Origin of the sequence: Paraburkholderia sp. BL6665CI2N2 (assembly GCF_004366535.1) — a bacterium.
Lineage (GTDB): Bacteria > Pseudomonadota > Gammaproteobacteria > Burkholderiales > Burkholderiaceae > Paraburkholderia.
In genome coordinates this window covers 2,216,823-2,236,433 of the sequence record NZ_SORC01000001.1, presented here as the reverse complement: position 1 = coordinate 2,236,433, position 19,611 = coordinate 2,216,823, and the positions used below count along the sequence as shown (strand labels likewise).

17 protein-coding genes and 2 riboswitches are annotated in these 19,611 nt (G+C 64.5%); of the genes, 3 read left to right on the top strand and 14 right to left on the bottom strand.

Annotated features, from left to right (window positions below):
* Positions 1-59: 59 nt before the first annotated feature.
* The 7 genes from B0G81_RS10035 to B0G81_RS10000 all read right to left on the bottom strand — a co-directional run bounded on the left by B0G81_RS10035 (position 60) and on the right by B0G81_RS10000 (position 10,106).
* On the bottom strand, positions 60-1,031 hold the full coding sequence (locus B0G81_RS10035; RefSeq protein ID WP_134134930.1) for an ABC transporter permease: 972 nt from the start codon (positions 1,029-1,031) through the stop codon (positions 60-62).
* On the bottom strand, positions 1,018-2,472 hold the full coding sequence (atzF, locus tag B0G81_RS10030; RefSeq protein WP_134134928.1) for an allophanate hydrolase: 1,455 nt from the start codon (positions 2,470-2,472) through the stop codon (positions 1,018-1,020). The genes B0G81_RS10035 and atzF overlap by 14 nt, the downstream gene beginning before the upstream one ends.
* The gene (uca, locus tag B0G81_RS10025) at positions 2,469-6,065 is read right to left on the bottom strand and encodes an urea carboxylase (protein ID WP_134134926.1); all 3,597 of its coding nucleotides are present in this window, start codon (positions 6,063-6,065) and stop codon (positions 2,469-2,471) included. Before uca ends, atzF begins: the two co-directional genes overlap by 4 nt.
* Positions 6,062-6,718 carry an urea amidolyase associated protein UAAP2 gene (locus B0G81_RS10020; protein ID WP_134134924.1) on the bottom strand — a complete coding sequence of 219 codons (657 nt, stop codon included), beginning with the start codon at positions 6,716-6,718 and terminating at the stop codon, positions 6,062-6,064. The genes uca and B0G81_RS10020 overlap by 4 nt, the downstream gene beginning before the upstream one ends.
* 11 nt (positions 6,719-6,729) lie before the next feature.
* Positions 6,730-7,485 carry an urea amidolyase associated protein UAAP1 gene (locus B0G81_RS10015; RefSeq protein WP_134134922.1) on the bottom strand — a complete coding sequence of 252 codons (756 nt, stop codon included), beginning with the start codon at positions 7,483-7,485 and terminating at the stop codon, positions 6,730-6,732.
* Between the two features lie 57 nt (positions 7,486-7,542).
* Positions 7,543-7,677, bottom strand: a riboswitch (guanidine-I (ykkC/yxkD leader).
* A 455-nt stretch (positions 7,678-8,132) separates the two neighbouring features.
* Positions 8,133-9,194 (bottom strand): 2-oxoglutarate and iron-dependent oxygenase domain-containing protein, encoded by a 1,062-nt coding sequence (locus B0G81_RS10005; RefSeq protein WP_134134918.1) that lies wholly within the window; start codon positions 9,192-9,194, stop codon positions 8,133-8,135.
* 9 nt (positions 9,195-9,203) lie between these two features.
* Complete coding sequence (locus B0G81_RS10000) at positions 9,204-10,106, bottom strand: TIM barrel protein (RefSeq protein ID WP_134134916.1); 903 nt, start codon at positions 10,104-10,106, stop codon at positions 9,204-9,206.
* A gap of 156 nt (positions 10,107-10,262) precedes the next feature.
* Between B0G81_RS10000 and B0G81_RS09995 the strand changes: the two genes are divergently transcribed.
* The 3 genes from B0G81_RS09995 (at position 10,263) to B0G81_RS09985 (ending at position 13,315) form a co-directional block, all read left to right on the top strand.
* On the top strand, positions 10,263-10,631 hold the full coding sequence (locus tag B0G81_RS09995) for a MarR family transcriptional regulator (protein WP_134134914.1): 369 nt from the start codon (positions 10,263-10,265) through the stop codon (positions 10,629-10,631).
* A 107-nt stretch (positions 10,632-10,738) separates the two neighbouring features.
* A riboswitch (guanidine-I (ykkC/yxkD leader) is annotated at positions 10,739-10,876 on the top strand.
* 161 nt (positions 10,877-11,037) lie between these two features.
* Positions 11,038-12,114 carry an ABC transporter substrate-binding protein gene (locus B0G81_RS09990; protein ID WP_134134912.1) on the top strand — a complete coding sequence of 359 codons (1,077 nt, stop codon included), beginning with the start codon at positions 11,038-11,040 and terminating at the stop codon, positions 12,112-12,114.
* A 157-nt stretch (positions 12,115-12,271) separates the two neighbouring features.
* Positions 12,272-13,315, top strand: coding sequence for a rod shape-determining protein (locus B0G81_RS09985; RefSeq protein WP_106278011.1), 1,044 nt, complete (start codon positions 12,272-12,274; stop codon positions 13,313-13,315).
* Positions 13,316-13,351: 36 nt separating this feature from the next.
* Here the strand turns inward: B0G81_RS09985 and B0G81_RS09980 are convergent, their stop codons facing one another.
* From B0G81_RS09980 to B0G81_RS09950, 7 genes are all read right to left on the bottom strand, one after another.
* Positions 13,352-14,083, bottom strand: a complete 732-nt coding sequence (locus B0G81_RS09980; RefSeq protein ID WP_121310558.1) for a GntR family transcriptional regulator — start codon at positions 14,081-14,083, stop codon at positions 13,352-13,354.
* A 34-nt stretch (positions 14,084-14,117) separates the two neighbouring features.
* Positions 14,118-14,513, bottom strand: a complete 396-nt coding sequence (gene hpxZ / locus B0G81_RS09975) for an oxalurate catabolism protein HpxZ (RefSeq protein ID WP_134134908.1) — start codon at positions 14,511-14,513, stop codon at positions 14,118-14,120.
* Positions 14,504-15,199: an isochorismatase family cysteine hydrolase gene (locus B0G81_RS09970; RefSeq protein ID WP_134134907.1), complete on the bottom strand. Its 696-nt coding sequence runs from the start codon at positions 15,197-15,199 to the stop codon at positions 14,504-14,506. Before B0G81_RS09970 ends, hpxZ begins: the two co-directional genes overlap by 10 nt.
* The gene (locus B0G81_RS09965) at positions 15,196-16,806 is read right to left on the bottom strand and encodes an ABC transporter ATP-binding protein (protein ID WP_166678946.1); all 1,611 of its coding nucleotides are present in this window, start codon (positions 16,804-16,806) and stop codon (positions 15,196-15,198) included. Before B0G81_RS09965 ends, B0G81_RS09970 begins: the two co-directional genes overlap by 4 nt.
* 2 nt (positions 16,807-16,808) lie before the next feature.
* Positions 16,809-17,501, bottom strand: a complete 693-nt coding sequence (locus B0G81_RS09960; RefSeq protein ID WP_134134905.1) for an isochorismatase family cysteine hydrolase — start codon at positions 17,499-17,501, stop codon at positions 16,809-16,811.
* Positions 17,502-17,562: 61 nt separating this feature from the next.
* The gene (locus B0G81_RS09955; RefSeq protein WP_121310562.1) at positions 17,563-18,489 is read right to left on the bottom strand and encodes an ABC transporter permease; all 927 of its coding nucleotides are present in this window, start codon (positions 18,487-18,489) and stop codon (positions 17,563-17,565) included.
* Positions 18,482-19,597: an ABC transporter permease gene (locus tag B0G81_RS09950; protein WP_134134903.1), complete on the bottom strand. Its 1,116-nt coding sequence runs from the start codon at positions 19,595-19,597 to the stop codon at positions 18,482-18,484. Before B0G81_RS09950 ends, B0G81_RS09955 begins: the two co-directional genes overlap by 8 nt.
* Positions 19,598-19,611: the final 14 nt, after the last annotated feature.

The following is a 19,611-nucleotide window of genomic DNA, read 5'->3' as shown; positions in this document are numbered from 1 at the left end:
GATGGAATCCTTTGAATGCGCTGCGGTGCATGCGATAAGCCGTGTCACGAAACCGTCCGCTACGCCTTGAGCGTGCGGTCCCACGGAAACAGCTTGCGGCCGAGAAAGGCCAGCACGAGATCGGTGCCCAGGCCGATGATGCCGATCATCATGATCGCCGCATAGACGTTGTCGAAATGCTGGTAGCGCGCCTGCTGCGTGATGTACCAGGTGATGCCGGAGCTGGTTCCGACCAGTTCCGCCACGATCAGATAGGTCCACGCCCAGCCGAGCAGAATGCGCTGGTCGCGGTACAGGTCGGGCAGGATGCCGGGGATCACCACGTGCGTGAGCAGCTTGAACTTCTTCGTGCCGAGCGTCATGGCGGCTTCGAACAGGCCGTATTCGAGCTTGCGGGTGGTGTTGGCCACGATCAGCACCTGCTGGAACAGCGTGCCGATCACGATGATCGCAATCTTCGGGCCGTCGTAAATGCCGAGAATCGCCACCATCAGCGCGCCGAACGCGGGCGCCGGCAAGTAGCGGAAGAACTCGAAGAACGGCTCCTGCAAGCGCGCGATCGCGCTGTACGTGCCGCACACGATGCCGATCGGCACGCCGATCACCGACGACAGCACGAAGCCCCAGAAGATCACCTGAATGCTGTGCCAGAGACTCTGATGCAGCCAGACGCCGTCGCGCGATGCGGGCGGCGTGGTGAACGCGGTATAGAACGCGCGCAACACTTCATGGGGCGCCGGCAAATACACCGGGTTGACCGGTTCGCCGGCCGGCAAGGCGGCATGGGCGTCGCGCGCGTGGGCGAGTTCATCGGCGAACACGTCCTTGTCGACACGCATGCCCGGCTGGAAATAGTCGACGCTGCCCGGCGTCTCGATCAGCACCTGCGGATGCCAGATGAACGGCACGTAGCTGACCAGACACCAGACCAGCAGCGGCAACAGGAACGAGCCCGCCCCTAACAGCCATTTGCCGCGCGCGGAGAGTTCGCGGCGCACCGCGAACCATTCGGTTCTGTCAATGACGGCCATGGGATTCTCCTGGGCGGACCGCGGTTGCGTCGTATACGGACCCTGGCGGGGCGGTCGTTTCGTCGAGCCACGCGCGCGCCAGATCGAGCAGCACGATGTCTTCCTGGGCACGCGCGACGAAGCTCACGCCGAACGGCAAGCCCGCATGCCGGCCGACCGTGCAGACGCCGGCCGGCACCGCCAGTGCCGACAGGTCAAGCAGGTTGACGAAGTTCGTGTAGTAGCCGAAGCGCGAGTTCACGCGGATCGGGTCCGCTTCCAGTTCGTCGACGGTGGCGGTCGTCGCCGAAGTCGGCGTAACGATGGCGTCGATCCGCTGCCAGACTTGCGCCGCTTGCATGCGCAGGAACGCGAGGCGGTCGAACGCGGCGAACGCATCGGCCGCGCTCCAGCGCGCCGCGCCGCCGATGATCTCGCGGATCACCGGATGCAGCGCGTCGGGCTGCGTGTCGGCGAACTCGCGGATCGCCGCGAGCCGCTCCGCCACCCACGGTCCTTCATAAAGCAGCCGCGCGGTGGCGAGGAACGGCTCGAAGTCGATCTCGACCAGTTCGGCGCCGGCGGCTCGCAAACGCGTGAGCGCGGCATCGAAAGCGTGCGCGTACGAGGTGTCGCCGAAAAATTCGAGCTGGTCCGCGCGCGGCACGCCGAAGCGCACACCGCGCAGCGACGGTTGCGCGTCAGGTTGCGCGGCGCCCGGCGGCGGCTGGAATTCGCGCGCATACGGATCACTTGGCGCGACACCGCGCGCGGCGTCGAACACGCGCTGCGCGTCGTCCGCCGAGCGCGCGAAAATCGACACGCAGTCGAGCGATTTGCATGCCGGCACCACGCCGAGCGTGCTCAGCACGCCCTTGGTCGGCTTCAGTCCGAACAGGCCGTGGAACGCCGCGGGCACGCGTCCCGAGCCGGCCGTGTCGGTGCCTAGCGAAAACGCCGCCAACCCGAGCGCGACCGATACCGCCGAACCGGAACTCGAGCCGCCCGACGCGTAGCGCGGATCGAGCGCGTTGCGGCACGCTCCGTGCGGCGAGCGCTGGCCGGACAACCCCGTGGCGAACTGGTCGAGATTGGTCTTGCCGATCGGAATCGCGCCCGCCGCGATCAGGCGCGCGACCACCGGCGCGCTAACCGTGGGCGTGTACGCATAAGCGGGGCACGCGGCGGTGGTCGGAATGCCGGCCAGGTCGATGTTGTCCTTGATGGCGAACGGCACGCCGTAGAGCGGCAACGTGTCGATGTCGCGGCCTTCGAGCGCGTCGGCGTAACGCAGCATCTCGTTGCGGCTCAACGGGCGGATCCATGCGTGATGCGGATCGTCGCCCGAAGTCCGCGCGGCGATGGCTTCCACCAGTTGCGCCGGCGTGAGGCTGCCGGCGCGGTAGCGCGCCCGCAGCGCTTCGATCGACATGGACTGAAACAGATCGTCGTGGGATTTCATTTGCACGTAGCCTCCTCGGTGGCGTCGGCTGCAATGCCGGCGCGCATCACCATCAATCGTTGACCCGCGACGACCGCCGCGCCTTCCGCGCAGTCGATCGTTTCGATCACGCCGTCGCCGCTAGCGGTGACGGAGATTTCCATCTTCATCGACTCGACGATCGCCACCACCTGGCCGTCGGCGACGCTTTCGCCGGCCTTGACGAGCAGCTTCCACACGCTGCCCGACACGTCTGCGACAATGCCTTGCTGGCCAGCCGCAAGCGCGTCGTTCGTCATGTTGCCGGCATGCGCCGCATCGCCATCCGTTTCGCCGACATATTCGGCATGTCCGGCCGCGTCCCAGCGCTCGCGTTCCGCATCGAAGGCGGCTTGCTGCGTGCTTTTGAACGCGGCGATCGACTCGGCTTCGTCCTTCAGGAAACGGTTGTATGCGCCGAGGTCGAAAACGGACTCCTCGATCTTCAGACTCGCGCGGCCCGCGACGAAATCCGTGCGCAGTTCGGCCAGCTCGGCCTCACTCACTTCGTAGAAGCGGATCTCATCGAAGAAGCGCAGCAGCCACGGCTTGCCCGCTTCGAACTCGCGCGTGGTGCGATAGCGGTTCCACATCTGCACGGTGCGGCCGACGAACTGATAACCGCCCGGACCTTCCATGCCATACACGCACAGATACGCGCCGCCGATGCCCACCGCGTTCTCCGGCGTCCACGTGCGCGCCGGGTTGTACTTGGTGGTGACGAGCCGGTGACGCGGATCGAGCGGCGTCGCGACCGGCGCGCCGAGATAGACGTCGCCGAGACCCATGACGAGGTAGCGCGCGTCGAACACGATGCGCTTCACGTCGTCGATACTATGCAGTCCGTTGATGCGGCGAATGAACTCGATATTGCTCGGGCACCACGGCGCGTCGGGACGCACGGATTGCATGTAGCGTTCGATCGCGATCCGCGTCGACGGGTCGTCCCATGAGAGCGGCAAATGCACGATGCGGTTCGGCACGCGCATCGCGTCCACGGCGGGCAATTCGCGCTCGGCTTGCTGCAGATGCGCAAGCAACGTGTCGTGCGACAGCACGCGGTGATCGAAATGCACCTGCAGCGAACGGATGCCTGGCGTCAGATCGATGATGCCCGGCAAGCGGTGCGCATCGAGCCAGTTCATCAACGCATGCACGCGAAAGCGCAAGTTGAGGTCGAGCACGAGCGGACCGTATTCGATCAGCACGTTCTGATCGCCGGAGCGGCGATAGACCACGCCGGTGCCCTCGCCCGCCGTCGGGTCGCGATAGAGGATGCAATCGTGAGCCGCTTCGCCCGCCTGTGTCACGCGTTGCGCCGCTTTGACCGGCACCCGTTCGAAGCGCACCGTATCGCCCGGACGCAGTTGACCGAGCTTCCACAACTCCTCGCCCACCACCGTGACCGGACACACGAAACCGCCGAGGCTCGGACCGTCTGGACCGAGAATCACAGGCATATCGCCGGTAAAGTCCACCGCGCCGACGGCGTACGCGTTGTCGTGAATATTCGACGGATGCAGCCCCGCCTCGCCGCCATCCGTGCGTGCCCATTGCGGCTTGGGGCCGATCAGGCGCACACCTGTGCGGCTGGAGTTGTAGTGCACCGTCCAGCGCGTGCCATAGAGCATCGCGATGTCGTCGGGCGTGAAGAAATCGGGTGCGCCGTGCGGGCCGTCGAGCACGCCGAGCGTCCAGTCGTGCGTCAGCACCGGCACGCGCGTCGCGTCCAGTCGCGCGCCCGCTTCACCGCGATTCGCGCCATCGGCGAGATGCAGCACGTCGCCCTTGCGCAAAGCGCGACCTGCGTGGCCGCCAAACTGCCCGAGCGTGAAGGTCGCCTTGCTGCCCAGATAGTCCGGCACCTGCAGGCCGCCCTTCAGCGCGAGGCATGCGCGCATGCCGGCGCCTGTTACGCCACCGAGCTTGAGCACGGCGCCCGCCGGCGCGCGCGTGACCTGCCAGAGCGCGACCGGCGCTCCGTCGAGCGTGGCGGCGAGCGGCGCGCCGCCGAGCACGAAGAGCGTCGCGGTATTGAAGCGCAGCGTGGCGCCGACCATCGCGCATTCGAGCCCCGCCGCGTCCGCGGGATTGCCGAGCAGTTCGTTGGCGAGGCGGAACGACAGATCGTCCATCGGACCCGACGGCGGCACGCCGATGTCCCAGTAGCCGGTTCGTCCGGGCGTCTGCTGCACGGTGGTTTGCACGCCGCCGTCGAGCACGTCGATCGTATGCGGCGCGAACATGAAGCGCGACAGGAACGCGGTGGTCTGCTCACCGCGCGCAAACGTCGCCGATCCGGCAATGGCGCGCAGATAGTCGAGATTGGTCTCGATGCCGTATAACTGCGTTTGTTCCAGCGCGGCGCGCAACGCGGCCAGCGCAGCCTCGCGTGATTCGCCTTTGACGATCAGCTTGGCGAGCAATGGATCGTAGAACGCGCTGACTTCCGTGCCCGAATCGACCCACGTGTCGACCCGCGCGTCGGCGGCGAACGCGACATGCGTCAGCACGCCCGCACTCGGTTGAAACTGTTTGTGCGGGTCTTCCGCGTACATCCGCACCTGAATGCTCGCACCTCGCGGCACGGGCGCCAGCGTATCGAGCGGCGCAAGTTCGCCCTCGGCTTCGCGGATCATCCACTCGACCAGATCGATACCCGTGACTTCTTCCGTCACGCAGTGCTCGACCTGCAATCGCGTGTTCACTTCGAGGAAATAGAAGCGGCGCGTGTCGGCATCGAAAACGAACTCCACGGTGCCCGCTGATTTGTACTTCACGGCTTGAGCGAGACGCACGGCGCTCGCATGCAGCGCGCTGCGTTCCGCGTGCGTGAGGCCAGGCGCGGGCGTCTCCTCGATCACCTTCTGGTTGCGCCGCTGCACCGAACAATCGCGTTCACCGAGCGAGATCACGCCGCCTTTGCCGTCGCCGAAAATCTGCACTTCGATATGACGTGCGTTTTCCACGAACTTCTCGACGTACACACCCGCATTGGCAAAGTTCGCTGCGCCGAGCCGCGCGACCGACGCAAACACGCTCTCCAGTTGCGCCGCGTCGCGACACAGCGACATGCCGATGCCACCGCCACCCGCGGTGCTCTTCAGCATGACCGGATAGCCGATCGACTTCGCCTCGCGCAACGCCGTACTTACGTCGGGCAGCAAGCCTGTGCCGGGCAGCAAGGCAACGTCGTTGGCTTGCGCGATTTCTCGCGCCGTATGCTTCAGGCCGAACTCGCGCATCTGCTGCGGCGTTGGGCCGATGAAGCGAATCCCGGCGTCGTCGCACGCTTGCGCGAAGGCGGCGTTCTCGGACAGAAAACCGTAGCCGGGATGCACAGCGTCGGCGCCGCTTGCACGCGCCGCTTCGAGAATCGCCGCGCTGTTCAGATAACTCTGCGCCGCGAGCGCCGGACCGATGCACACGGCTTCGTCGGCGAGCATCACATGCATGGCATGGCGATCGGCTTCGGAATAAACCGCGACCGACGCGATACCGAGCCGCTTGAGCGTGCGAATCACGCGGCAGGCAATCTCGCCGCGATTGGCAATCAGGACTTTGTGGAATCTCATTGGGCATCCCAGATCGTCAGTCGCACGGGCGTCGGGTTGTAGCCGTTGCACGGATTATTCAACTGCGGGCAGTTCGAGATCAGCACCGTGACATCCATCTCGGCGCGCATCTCGACGTACTTGCCCGGTGCGGAGATACCGTCTTCGAACGTCAGTCTGCCGAGCGGCGTCACCGGCACGTTCATGAAGAAGTTGATGTTGCTGACGATGTCGCGCTTGCCGAGCTGCGTGCCCACGCCGCACGTGCAATGCGTGATCGCATGCAGGAAGCTGTCGCGGCAGCTATGCATATGGCGCTTGTCGAGCGCGTAACGCACGGTATTGCTCTCGGCCGCGCAAGCACCGCCGAGCGTGTCATGACGGCCACACGTGTCGGCGACGATGCTCAGCATCGGCTTGCCGAGGTTCGACATGAGCACGCTGCCGGCGGACAGATAGAGATTGCGTTGCGCGCGGATCGTGTCTTGTGCGCTATAGCGTTCGAGCGGATCGGCGCTGTTATAGAACAGCGTGTCCACGGCCTGGTTGCCTTCCAGGTCGAGAATGCGGAACACCTGACCGCGTTTGACTTCATGCAGCCACGGCTCGCCCGAAGGCAGCGTGAGGTCGTAGACCGCATGACGGAGTTCGAGCTTGCTTTCGATAATAGGCATCGCGGGTCTCCTTAAACGAACAGACGGTCGGTGTTGACGAAGCCGCGCCCGTTCTCCGGGCACGCGCAACGGCAGGGATCGTCGGCCGGCACGCAGGCGTCGGCTGCATACGCGCGGTACGCGATCAGCTTGACGGGCCCCGGCTTGTATTCGGATGAAGGGTCGAGCGGATGCGGTGCGGTCGAAAACACGGCGAGCGTGTCCATTTCGAAACGCAGATCGAACGCGGCGCCCGCCGGCGAATGGCCCGCTACGAAGCTCAGCGCGCCGTCCTCGCCGATCGCGAGTTTGCTGAAGAAGTTGATATTGGCGACGAGGTCGCGTGTGCCGAGTCCGTGCTTCGCCAGTTCGAGCAGCAGGCTGTCGCGGCCGTTGCGGATCATTGCATTGCGATGCTGCTGGTAGCGGGCCTCGCCGTACTTCGCGGCGGACAATTCAGCGTCGCCGACGCCGCCGAGCGGATCGTGCCAGCCGAGCGTGTCGGCGGTGATCGAGGCCAGCACGCGGCCCATGTCCGAATAGAGCACGTGGCCGCGCGTCAGATGCGCGGTGTGCTGCGCCTTCAGTGTATCGGCCATGTTGTAGCGTTCGAGCGGTTCGTCGTGCCGGTAGAACACGGCGGCCAGATTCGCGCCGCCTTCGCTATCGACGACGCGCAACGCCATGCCACGGCGCAGCACGCCGGACCAATGCGTGCCGGCGGGAATCACCGTTTCCCATGCCACGTGCGGGATCGGTGCGAGATCGACAGGGGATTGCGTCGACATGGAGGCTCCAGGTATCGGTTGGGAATAAGCATGAGAGGGCGATTGACCGACATCGCGACCTCCCGGGCTTTTATCCCTCCGTGGAGCCTCGCCGGCGCCTTGAAAGAAGGTGAACGGCAAGACCGGATTGCTCTCGGACCAGGCATCGTGCGCATTGACCCGCACACGACCGGAACCCTAGCGATCCTGAAGATGATGCAAATTACTTCGCACCTCTCGCTGCGTAGCTAAGCGAGTTGCGTGCCAGCGTTGTCTCAAGGATGCGGCAAGTGTGGCGTGGCAAGGGATTGGATGCGATGCGCGCGGCAGGCAGGTAGGTGTGGGCCGATCGCGCACGCACCAGCGCCGCTTGTTAATCCGCACCACTTGGATGCGCCGGGCACCACGATTGGGCTCGACGCGCGCCCGCGCGACGCCGGACATGGCTCTGAGCGATGGCATGGTGTGTGCGTATCAATGCGCCACATCAACTCCCTTCTGACACGACCATGCCGACGCTTGCCGCTATCCGACGCGCGCTTTACACCTTGATGTCGGCACGTTTCATCGAATTGCAAAAGCAACAGCGCCGCTCGTAACTGAAGCGGCGTTGTTGTCGTGATGCCATGCATCCAGGCATTTGCGTTTGGATCGCGGCACGTTTTCGCTCAGCCTTGAGTGTCCAGATCCGCGCTCGCATAGCGCGCCTGCTGGCCGAAGCTCGACAACGCTTTCGAACCATCGGGCAACTGTAGTTCTCCTCGTTCGAGACGTTCCTTCAGATAGGTAAAACTCTGCGCTGTCTGCGCGAACAGATGGTCGCCCGCCGACACGGGCGGGTATTTCGCCACCGCTTCGGGCGTCGCGAATGGCGGCAGCGGCGCGACGACCGTGTGATAGTCGCAGGCGAAAAAGAGCGGGAACGAGTAGCGCTCTTCCCGCACCTTGCGCACGCGATGCGACGTCGCGACATAGGTCCCGCCCGTCCACACTTCCAGCATGTCGCCGATGTTCACGACAAACGCGTTCTCGACCGGCGGCGCATCGATCCACTCGCCCTCGCCGTTCATCACTTCGAGTCCGGGCGCGGTCGGCAGCAGGATCGTGAAGCACTCGTAGTCGGTATGCGCGCCGATGCCGGGCCGGTCTTCCGCCGACGGATCGAGCGGATAGTGGATCAACCGCAACTGGCTCGGCGGCTTGCGCAGATACCGGTCGAAATGCTGTTCGGGCAAGCCGAGCGCGAGCGAGAAGCCGCGAAACAGGGCGCGGCCCAGTTCGAACGCCGCTTCGTAGTAGCCGCTCACCGCTTCGCGAAAACCCGCTTGTTCCGGCCAGGTATTCGGGCCCAGCATCGGCGTGCCGGCGCGCACGTCGGGGTCGTCGGCGGGCAGTTCGCGGCCGGTGTCAAAGGCTTCCTTCCTGTCGCGCTTGCCGCCCGCGAAGACTTCCTCGCCTTCGGGCACATAGCCGCGATGCGCCGCCGACTTGCCGATGTAGTAGCGCATCTTCCATGCATGTTCGGCAGCGAAGAAGCGCCTGGCCTGCTCGATCAACGCGCTTTGCTGCGCGCGCGACACGTGATGGCCGGTGACATAGAAGAAGCCGGCCTCGCGTGCCGCGCGATCGAGTGCGCGCGCGGTGGTGAGCCGCCGGCTGGCGTCATCGCTGAACAGGCCGCTCACGTCGACGATGGGTAGTTGCTGAAAGCTCGTATGGGTTGAGTTCATGAGAGGCGCCTAAACAAGCTGCGCGCTGGTTTGAGATTGCGCTTGCTCTTTTCTCCCGCCGCCTCCTTCGCGCTCGGCAAGGAACGCAGCCAGATGGCGCCGTTCCTCGCGCCCCATCCACGTATTGATCTCCCACAGATCGGCCACCGGCGCGTTCGTAAACGGCAGCGTATGCAGATAACCGTCGGGACCGAACTCCGGTGTCATCGTCGTGACGGTGTAGCCCTGCTCGATCTGCGCGCTCCACAGCGCTTCCCAGATCCGCTGATGCGAGGCAAGGCAGTCCGCATACTCGGGCGCCGCCGGATGCGGCACCTGCGGACCTTGCGGATAGCCGACACGCCCATGCAGATGATGCGCATGCGGCGCCAGTTCGAGGATCGTGTCCCACTCGCTGTCGAGCAGCCGTTCGCACACCGACACCCAATGGCTGAAGTCGCAGGTCAGCTTGAGCGCGGGCACGGCGCGCGCGACGTCGCGAGTGATCCACGGATTGAAGAACGAGCGCCCACGGTGCGTTTCGAAGCTGCACGTCACATCGTGCTTCGTCGCGATCTCCACCGCGCGCGCGAAGAAGTCCAGCTGGGTCGCCGCCGGCCACGCATCGCAACCGGCCATGACGTTGAAGAAGCGCGGTTCGAGCGGCTTGCCCCACACGATTTTCTCCTCGAAGTCTCGCAGATGATCGGCAGGTGTCGCGGAACGTTCCGGCACGTAGCTGCCGGCCGTCGTGATCTCCGCGATGAAACCCAGGCTTTCGTCGGCAATGGCCTGCGCAAAGGCATCGCGCGCTGCGCCGCCGGACGGCACCGGCGCTTCGATGCCGTCGAAGCCGGCCGCCCGCACGAGCGGCGCGGCATCGCGCGGGCCGCCGTCGAATCCCCAGAACGTCTTGAACAATTCGAATTTCATCGCCTCTCCACCTACATGCAAATTTGCATGCAATAGTACACATGAAAAGCGCAAGTCAATAAACTATCCCTACGTGGCCGTGGAATATTTTCGCGCGCCCGATTTCCGGCTCGATTAGCACTTAAACTGTGCAGCCCTCCTCCTCGTGGTGAATCGATGAAGAAGAAAATTGCGCGGGCCAAGGGGCAAGCCGTCGCGCGCGCCATTCTCGACATGGACTGGCAATGGTCGGCGCATTTCGGCGATCTCGGCCTGAACGACCTGAACTACAGCGACCTGTTCTGCCGCATGTGGATGGATCAGGACGACCACTTCGCCAAGACAGCACTCTACGAATTCATGCCGGGCGTGAGCCGCCGCACCGCCGTGCGGTACGTACAGGAGTTGATCGACGGCGGCTGGCTGCTGGAAACGAGTTCCGCCGAGGATCGCCGCATCAAACAGGTGAGCCTCGCGGCATCGATCGAGGAACGGCTGGAGCAGTTTCTCGCTTACGTGCATCAACGGTTTGCGGCGCTGGATTGACTTCGCTCACGCGACGCCGAAGTCGAAGCGTTGCCATGATCTCAACCGCGCGATCTGCTGGCATATTTCTCGCTATATAACTCACCGAGAGGTGCGGCAGCGTCGCATCTTAGGGATGCTAGGGTTCCGGTTCGCGAGAATGTCTGGTCCGAGAGCAGCCCGGTGCGCCGACCGGTTCGCTTGCAATCCGATTGCAGGCACGTACTGGCGGCCGCACTACACGGCGGGACAAAAGCCCGGGAGATTGGCGATAGCAATGTCTATCGTGCCTCTCCGTGGCCGGTGTTTGTCTCCCGCAGTTTCCGCGTCGTTGTTCTCTCGCGGGAACCGGTCATGTTGTTTCATCGCGCAGTCGCCGCGCGATCCAACTCAACAATCGCAATTGACCGGTCTCCTGGAGAAAACGATGAAACACTTCGCATCTGTCCTGACGTCTCGCACTCCCCGTGCATCACTCGCCTCGCCTGCCCGCTTCGCCTCGGCCCTGCGCACGCGTGGCGCGCTCGCTGTGGCCGCCGCCGCACTCGCTATCGGTCTTGCCGCGGGCCCTGCCGCCAGCCCGGCGCAAGCCGCGGCCGCGCCGCTCGCCATCGGCTATAGCGATTGGCCCGGCTTCGTCGCTTTCCAGATCGCCATCGAAAAAGGCTGGTTCAAGGAAGCGGGCGTGGACGTCAATTTTCAATGGTTCGACTACTCCGCGTCGCTCGATGCATTTTCCGCCGGCAAGCTCGACGCGGTCGGTGCGACCAACGGCGACGCGCTCGTGACGGGCGCAAGCGGCGCGAAGAACGTGATGATCCTGCTCACCGACTATTCGAGCGGCAACGACATGATCGTCGCCAAGCCGCCGGTGCGCACGGTGGAAGGATTGAAGGGCAAGAAGGTCGGCGTGGAAATGGGCCTCGTCGATCACCTGCTGCTCGACACCGCGCTCGAAAAACATGCGCTGAAGGAATCGGACCTCACGCTCGTCAATGCGAAGACCAACGAATTGCCGCAAGTGCTCGCCTCATCCGGCGACGTCGCCGCAGTCGGCGCCTGGCAACCGAACGCGGGCGAAGCGCTCAAGCGCGTGCCCGGCTCGCGGCCCATCTTCACCTCCGCCGACGCCCCCGGCCTGATCTACGACGCGATCACGGTCAACCCCGTCAGCCTGCAATCGCGCAAGGCCGACTGGGCCAAGGTGATCAAGGTCTGGTATCGCTGCGTGGCCTATATCAACGATCCGAAGACGCAGCCGGACGCGGTCAGGATCATGTCCGCGCGGGTCGGTCTCACGCCGGCGCAGTACCTGCCCTTGCTGAAAGGCACGCACCTGCTCGACGCCGCGGCGGCGAAAAAGGCCTTCACCAAAGGCGACGGACTGGACTCCGTGTACGGTTCGAGCGTGAACGCCGACAAGTTCAACGTGCGCAACGCCGTGTACAAACAGTCGCAGAACGTGAGCGCCTATATCGATCCGGAGCTTGCCAACGCGCAGTAAGCGGCCCGCAAGGCGCCGCAATCGCAACCGCTAGACAGCCCGCGGACCCGAAACTGTTATTCTTGCGTCTCTCCCGACCGTCAACTGGTCGCCTGCCGCCTTCGGGCGGCACTCCAAGCGGCGCTCTGCGCCCGACTTCCGAGAGACAGGAATTTGCATGTTCGGTTTTCTGCGCGGCTATTTTTCCAATGACCTGGCCATCGACCTCGGCACGTCGAACACCCTGATTTACATGCGTGGCAAGGGCATCGTGCTGGACGAACCCTCGGTGGTGTCGATTCGTCAGGAAGGCGGTCCGAATGGCAAGAAAATCATTCTGGCCGTCGGCAAGGAAGCAAAACAGATGCTCGGCAAGGTGCCGGGCAATATCGAGGCAATCCGCCCGATGAAGGACGGCGTGATCGCCGACTTCAACATCACCCAGCAGATGATCAAGCGCTTCATCCAGATGGCGCACGAGTCGCGTATGTTCGCGCCGTCGCCGCGCATCATCATCTGCGTGCCGTGCGGTTCGACCCAGGTTGAGCGGCGCGCGATCAAGGAAGCCGCGCACAGTGCGGGCGCCTCGCAGGTCTATCTGATCGAGGAGCCGATGGCCGCGGCCACCGGTGCAGGCTTGCCGGTGTCGGACCCGACCGGCTCGATGGTGGTCGATATCGGCGGCGGCACGACCGAAGTGGGCGTGATCTCGCTCGGCGGCATCGTTTATAAAGGCTCGGTGCGCGTGGGCGGCGACAAGTTCGACGACGCGATCGTCAACTACATCCGCCGCAATTACGGCATGCTGATCGGCGAGCAAACGGCCGAAGCGATCAAGAAGGAAATCGGCTCCGCGTTTCCGGGCTCCGAGGTCAAGGAGATGGAAGTCAAGGGCCGCAATATGTCCGAAGGCATTCCGCGCAGCTTCACGGTGTCCAGCAACGAAATTCTCGAAGCGCTGACCGATCCGCTCAACCAGATCGTCTCGGCCGTGAAGATCGCGCTGGAACAGACGCCGCCGGAACTGGGCGCCGACATCGCCGAGCGCGGCATCATGCTGGCAGGCGGCGGTGCGCTGCTGCGCGACCTGGACCGGTTGCTCGCCGAGGAAACCGGCTTGCCGGTGTTCGTCGCCGAAGCGCCGCTTACTTGCGTGGTGCGCGGCTCGGGTATGGCCCTCGAACGCATCGACAAATTCGGCGGTGCGTTTTCTTACGACTGAGCCTGGCTTGCCAGTGAAATCTCGACAAGCTGCCGCTCAGGAAACGAACGGCAGCTTGCTATCGCGCGCCGCGGCCAGCATCGACAGTGTGATCTTGCGCACTTCCAGCTTGCTCTGCGTGATATGCGCGCGCAGCAGAATGATCGCCTCGGTCAGGCGGTTGCGTTCGATCAGGTTGAGCATGGTGGAGTGCTCGTCGTAAGTCGCGCTGGTGCGGTGCGGCTTCAGAAAATCGAGCCGCCGCACGATGCGGATGCGCTCGGTCACTTCGTTATGCACGCGCAGCATTTCCGCGTTGCCGGTGGCGGCGACGAGTTGCCGGTGAAAGTTTTCGTCCATGCCGAACATTTTCACCGGATCGCTCTCGCGCGACTCGGGCGCGACGCACCAGATCGCCTTCAATGCCTCGACGGCCGCATGCGCGACGTCACCACCCGCGCCCACCCGCTCCACCGCCGCGACTTCCAGCACAATGCGCAAATCGTAGAGCTGATCGAGTTGATCGAAGTTGATCGGCGCCACTTTCCAGCCGCGCCGGAAGCCGACTTCCAGATAGCCTTCGCGTTGCAGACGGAACAGGCCGTCGCGCATCGGCGTACGTGACACGCCGTAGTGCTGCGCAATGCCGTTTTCGGAAAAGCGGTCGCCGGGAAACAGGCGAAAGCTGAAAATATCGGTCTTGAGCTGCTGGTACACCTGCTCGGCAAGCGGATTAGCCGCGGCCGGCGCGGCAGGCGTCTCCAGCAGATTCGTCGGGTCGTCGTTCATGATGCCAAGGTCCCTTTTTCTTATTATCGGTGTTTCATGGGCTGGCCGGTGAATGGATGAGACTCACGTGCGCGGCGACGATTTTCCAACCTTCATCGGGATTGAGTCTCGCCCAGGTTTGCATCTGGCGGCCGAGCATAGGCGTAGTGTCGCTGGTGAACTCGGTGCTCACGGTGGCGAAGTCCGTGCCGAAGGTCGTCACCACGGTTCGGTGCAGCTTGCGCGACTTCGGCACCGGCTCGCAGCGCTCGCGCCACGCGCGGATCGCCTCGCCGCCATGCTGGATTTCGGCGATGCCGTAGCGCACCGTTTCCGGCGTGTGCCAGAACAGCGCGTTCATCGCCGCGACGTCGTTATCGACCAGCGCGCGCTCGTATTCGATGAACGCCGCGTGCACCTGCGCCACGATTTCGGGCTGATTTACTTCCATGCTCGGGTCGTCTCGTCAATTTCGATCAATGAAGAAAAAGGCGCGGTCCAGCCGACAATGCCGCCTTGCGAACGCACCATGTCGAGCGTCGCCTGTTTGAAGGCGGGGAAATAGCTCGCGGTGGCGTCTTCGATCAGCAGGCTGTCGTAGCCACGGTCGTTGGCTTCGCGCATCGACGTTTGCACGCACACTTCGGTGGTCACGCCGGCGAACACCAGATGTGTGACACCGCGTATGGCGAGTTCCTCGCCGAGGCGGGTCGCATAGAACGCGCCTTTGCCGGGTTTGTCGATCACCAGTTCGCCGGCCAGCGGCGCGAGCGGTTCGATGATCGCATTGCCGGGTTCGCCGCGAATCAGGATGCGGCCCATCGGCCCGGCGTCGCCGATGCGCGCATTCGGCGCGCCGCGCAGACGTTTGGCCGGCGGACAGTCGGACATATCCGGAGCGTGCGATTCACGCGTATGCACGACGAACCACCCCTGCTTGCGTGCGAAGGCCAGCAACGCGGCCACGGTCGGCACGATGTCCGCGAGCAGCGAGACGTCGTTGCCGAGCGATTCGCCGAAGCCGCCCGGCTCGACGAAATCGCGCTGCATGTCGATCACGATCAGCGCGGTTTTCGCGGAGTCGAAGCTGAACGGGCCGGGTTGGGCGTCGATGGTCAGCGTATTAGTCGATGTCATCCGATGGCTTCCCTGAGTTTTTCGGCCGGCACGGCGGGTTGCGTGGGCGTGTCGCCGTGGCCGGCCATATGCTGGCCGAGCACGGTGCGATCCGCGCGTGCCGCCGGGGTTTCGTACACCAGCTCGCCCTCGGCGATCACCATGATGCGGTCCGCGAGTTCGAGCAGTTCGTCGAGGTCTTCGCTGACCAGCAGCACGGCCGCGCCCGCATCGCGCGCGGCCATCAGACGCGCATGGATATCGGCCACGGATGCGAAGTCGAGCCCGAACACGGGATTCGCGACGATCAGCACATCCACCGGTTGCCCGAGTTCGCGCGCCAGCACCGCACGCTGCACATTGCCGCCCGAAAGCGTGCCGATCGCGCGCTCGGGTACGGGCGGCCGCACATTGAATTCGCCGATCAACTGCGCGGCGCGCTCGCGCATGGCGCTGCGATCTAGCCACCAGCCGCCGCGCCGCAACGGCTCGCGGTCGAAGTCGCGCAGCGCAAGATTCTGCGCCACGCTCATGCCGCCGACGCAGGCGTTTTTGAGCGGCTCTTCGGGGATCGCGAAGACGCGCCGTTGCGTCATCTGCTCGCGGGTCGCCTGGTACGGCTTGCCGGCGACCTGCATGTCGCCGGTCTTCACGCGACGCTGGCCGACTAGCGCCTCCACGAGTTCCTTCTGACCGTTACCGGAGACGCCCGCGAGCCCAAGAATTTCGCCCGCGCGCACGGACAGCGTCGCGTGCTTCACTGCCGTGTGGCCGCGATCGTCTTCCACGGATACGTCGCGTAGTGCAAGACGCACCTGTGCCGATTCATCGAGCGGTTTGCGCGGGACACGTTCCTCTGTCACTGCGGCCATGACCGGCGCGTCGCTCGCTGCCACCGTGCCCATCATCCATGCGGCGAGTTCATCGCGGCTCGTGTTCGCCACCGCGCTGGTGCCGACCTGGCGCCCCTTGCGCAACACGGTGACGTCGTCCGCGTAGGACATCACTTCGCGGAACTTGTGTGTGATCATCAGCACGGTCAGCTCGCCGCGCGTGGTCAGGTCGCGCATCAGGCCGAGCACTTCGTCGGCTTCCTGCGGCGTCAGCACGGACGTTGGTTCGTCGAGTATCAGGAAGCGCTGTTGCAAGTAGAGTTGCTTGAGGATTTCGAGCTTCTGCTTTTCACCCGCGGCGAGCGCCGCGACCGGCGCATCGAGCGGCAGGCGGAACGGCATGCGCTGCATGAATGCCACTAATGCGGCGCGTTCCGCCTTCCAGTCGATTTTCCACGGCATCTGTCCGCGCGCGAGCAGCAGATTTTCTTCGACAGACAAGCCCGACGCCAGCGTGAAATGCTGATACACCATGCCAATGCCAAGTGCCTGCGCATCACGCGGCGAATGGATGTGCACCTCGCGGCCATCGGCGGCGATCTGTCCGTCGTCGAGCACGCCGTAACCGACCAGTCCCTTCACGAGCGTGCTCTTGCCCGCGCCGTTTTCGCCGAGCAATGCGTGGATCGTGCCGGCCTTCACCTTGATCGAGACATCGTCCAGCGCGCGAAACGCGCCGAACGATTTGCACGCATGCATGACTTCGACACCGAGAGCTTGCCGTACGGTCGACATGATCATCCACCTAGCGTTAGCAGCAAAGCGCCGGAGTCCGACACCGTGCCGAACACGCCGCCCTGCATCGTGATCATGTGCAAGGCGGCGTCGTGATTGCCTTTGTCGGTTGCGCCGCAGCAGTCGGCGAGCACCGTGCATTCGAAACCGCGGTCGTTGGCTTCGCGCATGGTCGTGTGCACGCAGACATCGGTCGTGATGCCGGTCAGAATCAGATTCTCGATACCGCGCGTGCGCAGAATCAGTTCGAGATCGGTCGCGCAGAACGAGCCTTTGCCGGGCTTGTCGATCACGATCTCGCCCGCCAGCGGCTTCAGTTCGTCGATGATGTCCCAGCCCGGTTCACCACGCACGAGGATCTTGCCGCACGGACCATCGTCGCCGATGCCCACGCCGTCGGTGCCCGCGCGGCGGCTGCGCCAGCGCTTGTTGGCGGGGAGGTCGGAGAGATCGGGGCGATGGCCTTCACGCGTGTGAATGATCGTGAAGCCCTGCTCGCGCATGGTCTTCAGTACGCGTTTGATCGGCTCGATCGGCGCGCGCGTGAGCGAGAGGTCGTAGCCCATCTTGTCGACATAGCCGCCGTGGCCGCAGAAGTCTGTCTGCATGTCGATGATCACGAGCGCGGTGTTCTCAGGGCGCAGATTGCCGTCGTAAGGCCACGGGTAGGGTCTCGCTTCGATGAATCGGGTCATGGTCTGGGTATCCTGGTTTGGGTTCCTGAATATCGGCAAGGTCCGTGAATGGGCGAGCGTGTCAGCGCGTCAGGCTCAGCTCGCCAGGCGCGCCCGCCAACGTGCGGTCCGGACGGCAATTGATGATCATGATCACGAGCGTGAGCACATATGGCGCGGCGTTATAGAGGTAGTAGCCACTCGTCACGCCGATCGCCTGCAACGCCGGACCGAGCGCGCCCGCCGCGCCGAACAGCAACGCAGCCCACAGACAGCGCAGCGGCTGCCAGCGCGCGAAGATCACCAGCGCGACGGCCATCAGCCCTTGCCCGCTGGAGAGCCCCTCATTCCAGCTGCCGGGATACACCAGCGACAGATACGCACCGCCGACGCCCGCAAAAACGCCGCCCACCGCGGTCGCCGCAATACGCACGCGCGTGAGCGGATAACCCATCGCGCGCGCCGTTTCCGCGTGATCGCCGACGAGCCGCAGCACCATGCCCCAACGCGTATTGCGCAAGCCCCATTGCAGAACGAACGCGAGCGCCACGCCGATCACGAACAGCAGATTCAGATGCAGCGCGTTATGCAGTTGCGGCGACGAACTCCACGCGCCGAGGTCGATGAACGGCAGCATCGGCGCTTGTGGTTCGATAAACGGTTTGCCGAGATAGAACGCAAGCCCGGTGCCGAGCAGCATCAACGCGATACCGAACGCGATATCCGACACGCGCGGCAACGAACACACGAGACCGTGCAGACAGCCGAGCAGCAAACCGACCAAACCCGCCGCAAGCACGCCGATCCATGGCGAGCCGCTCAGGAATGCGCCCGCATAACCGCTCATCGCGCCGGACACGAGAATGCCTTCCAGGCCGAGATTCACGCGGCCGCCCTTCTCGGTGAGACACTCGCCGAGACTGACGAACAGATAAGGCGTGCTGACGCGGATCGCTCCCGCGAACAGAGACAGCAACAGAATGACGATGGGCGAGTGCATATCAGGCATGGGTCTGCTCCAGTTGCACGGGAAGACCGGTTTGCGCAATGGCCTGCAACTTCACGCGCCATGCGGCGATACGCCCGCCGAGCGCTTCCCACGCGAGCAGGTTGGCGAACAGCAGGCCTTGCAGAACGAGCGTGGTGGCGTCGGGCAGATCGAGGCGCCGTTGCAGCAGACTGCCGCTCGCCTCGATGCCGCCGATCATCAGTGCGCATGCGATGATCGCGAGCGGATTCTGGCGCGCCGCGAAGGCGACGAGAATGCCCGCGTAGCCGTAGCCCGCGAGCAGCGACGCATTCGCGCTGCCCTGCACCGCCGCGACCTCAAACATGCCGCCTAGGCCCGCCGCGGCGCCGCCCAGCACGCACGCCGTGAGCGCGAGCACATTGACCGGCAAGCCGACCAGACGCGCCGCGCGATTGCTGCCGCCCACCACGCGCATCGCAAAGCCTTTGGTGCTGAACTTCACGAACACCCACGCCGCGACGCATGCGACGACGCCCCAGAACAGTCCCCAATGCGTCTCGAGTCCGGGGATCGAGCCGATCATCATCGCGTCGGGCACCGGCAGCGTCGACGGTTTGTTCAGGCTCGCGGGATCGCGCAGCGGCCCCTCCACGAGATGCTTGAATACCGCGATCGCGATATACGACATCAACAGGCTGCTGATGGTCTCGTTGACGCCGCGCCATTGCCGCAACGCGCCGACCGCGCCGATCCAGACGCCGCCGGCGAGCATGCCCGCGAGCGCCATCAACGGTGTGGCGATGAGCCAGGGCGTGTTATGCGGCAGCATCTGCGGAACGATGGCAGCGCACATGCCGCCGAGCGCGAGCGCGCCCTCGCCGCCGATCACGATCAAGCCGACTTGTGCGGGCAAGGCGACGCACAACGCGGTCAGCATCAACGGCGCGGCGCGCAGCAAGGTGCTCTGCCACGCGAAGGAGGAACCGAATGCGCCCTGGAAAATCAGCGCGATCGCGTCGGGCGCCGGCTGTCCCTGCACGAGCAGGAACAGCGAGAACAGCAGCAAGGTGCCGAGCACCGCCAGCACGGTCGGCAGCGCGGGCAGGAGCGAGAGCATCACTCTCGCGGCAGAGGCATTGGGGCGCATCACGGCTCCTTGAT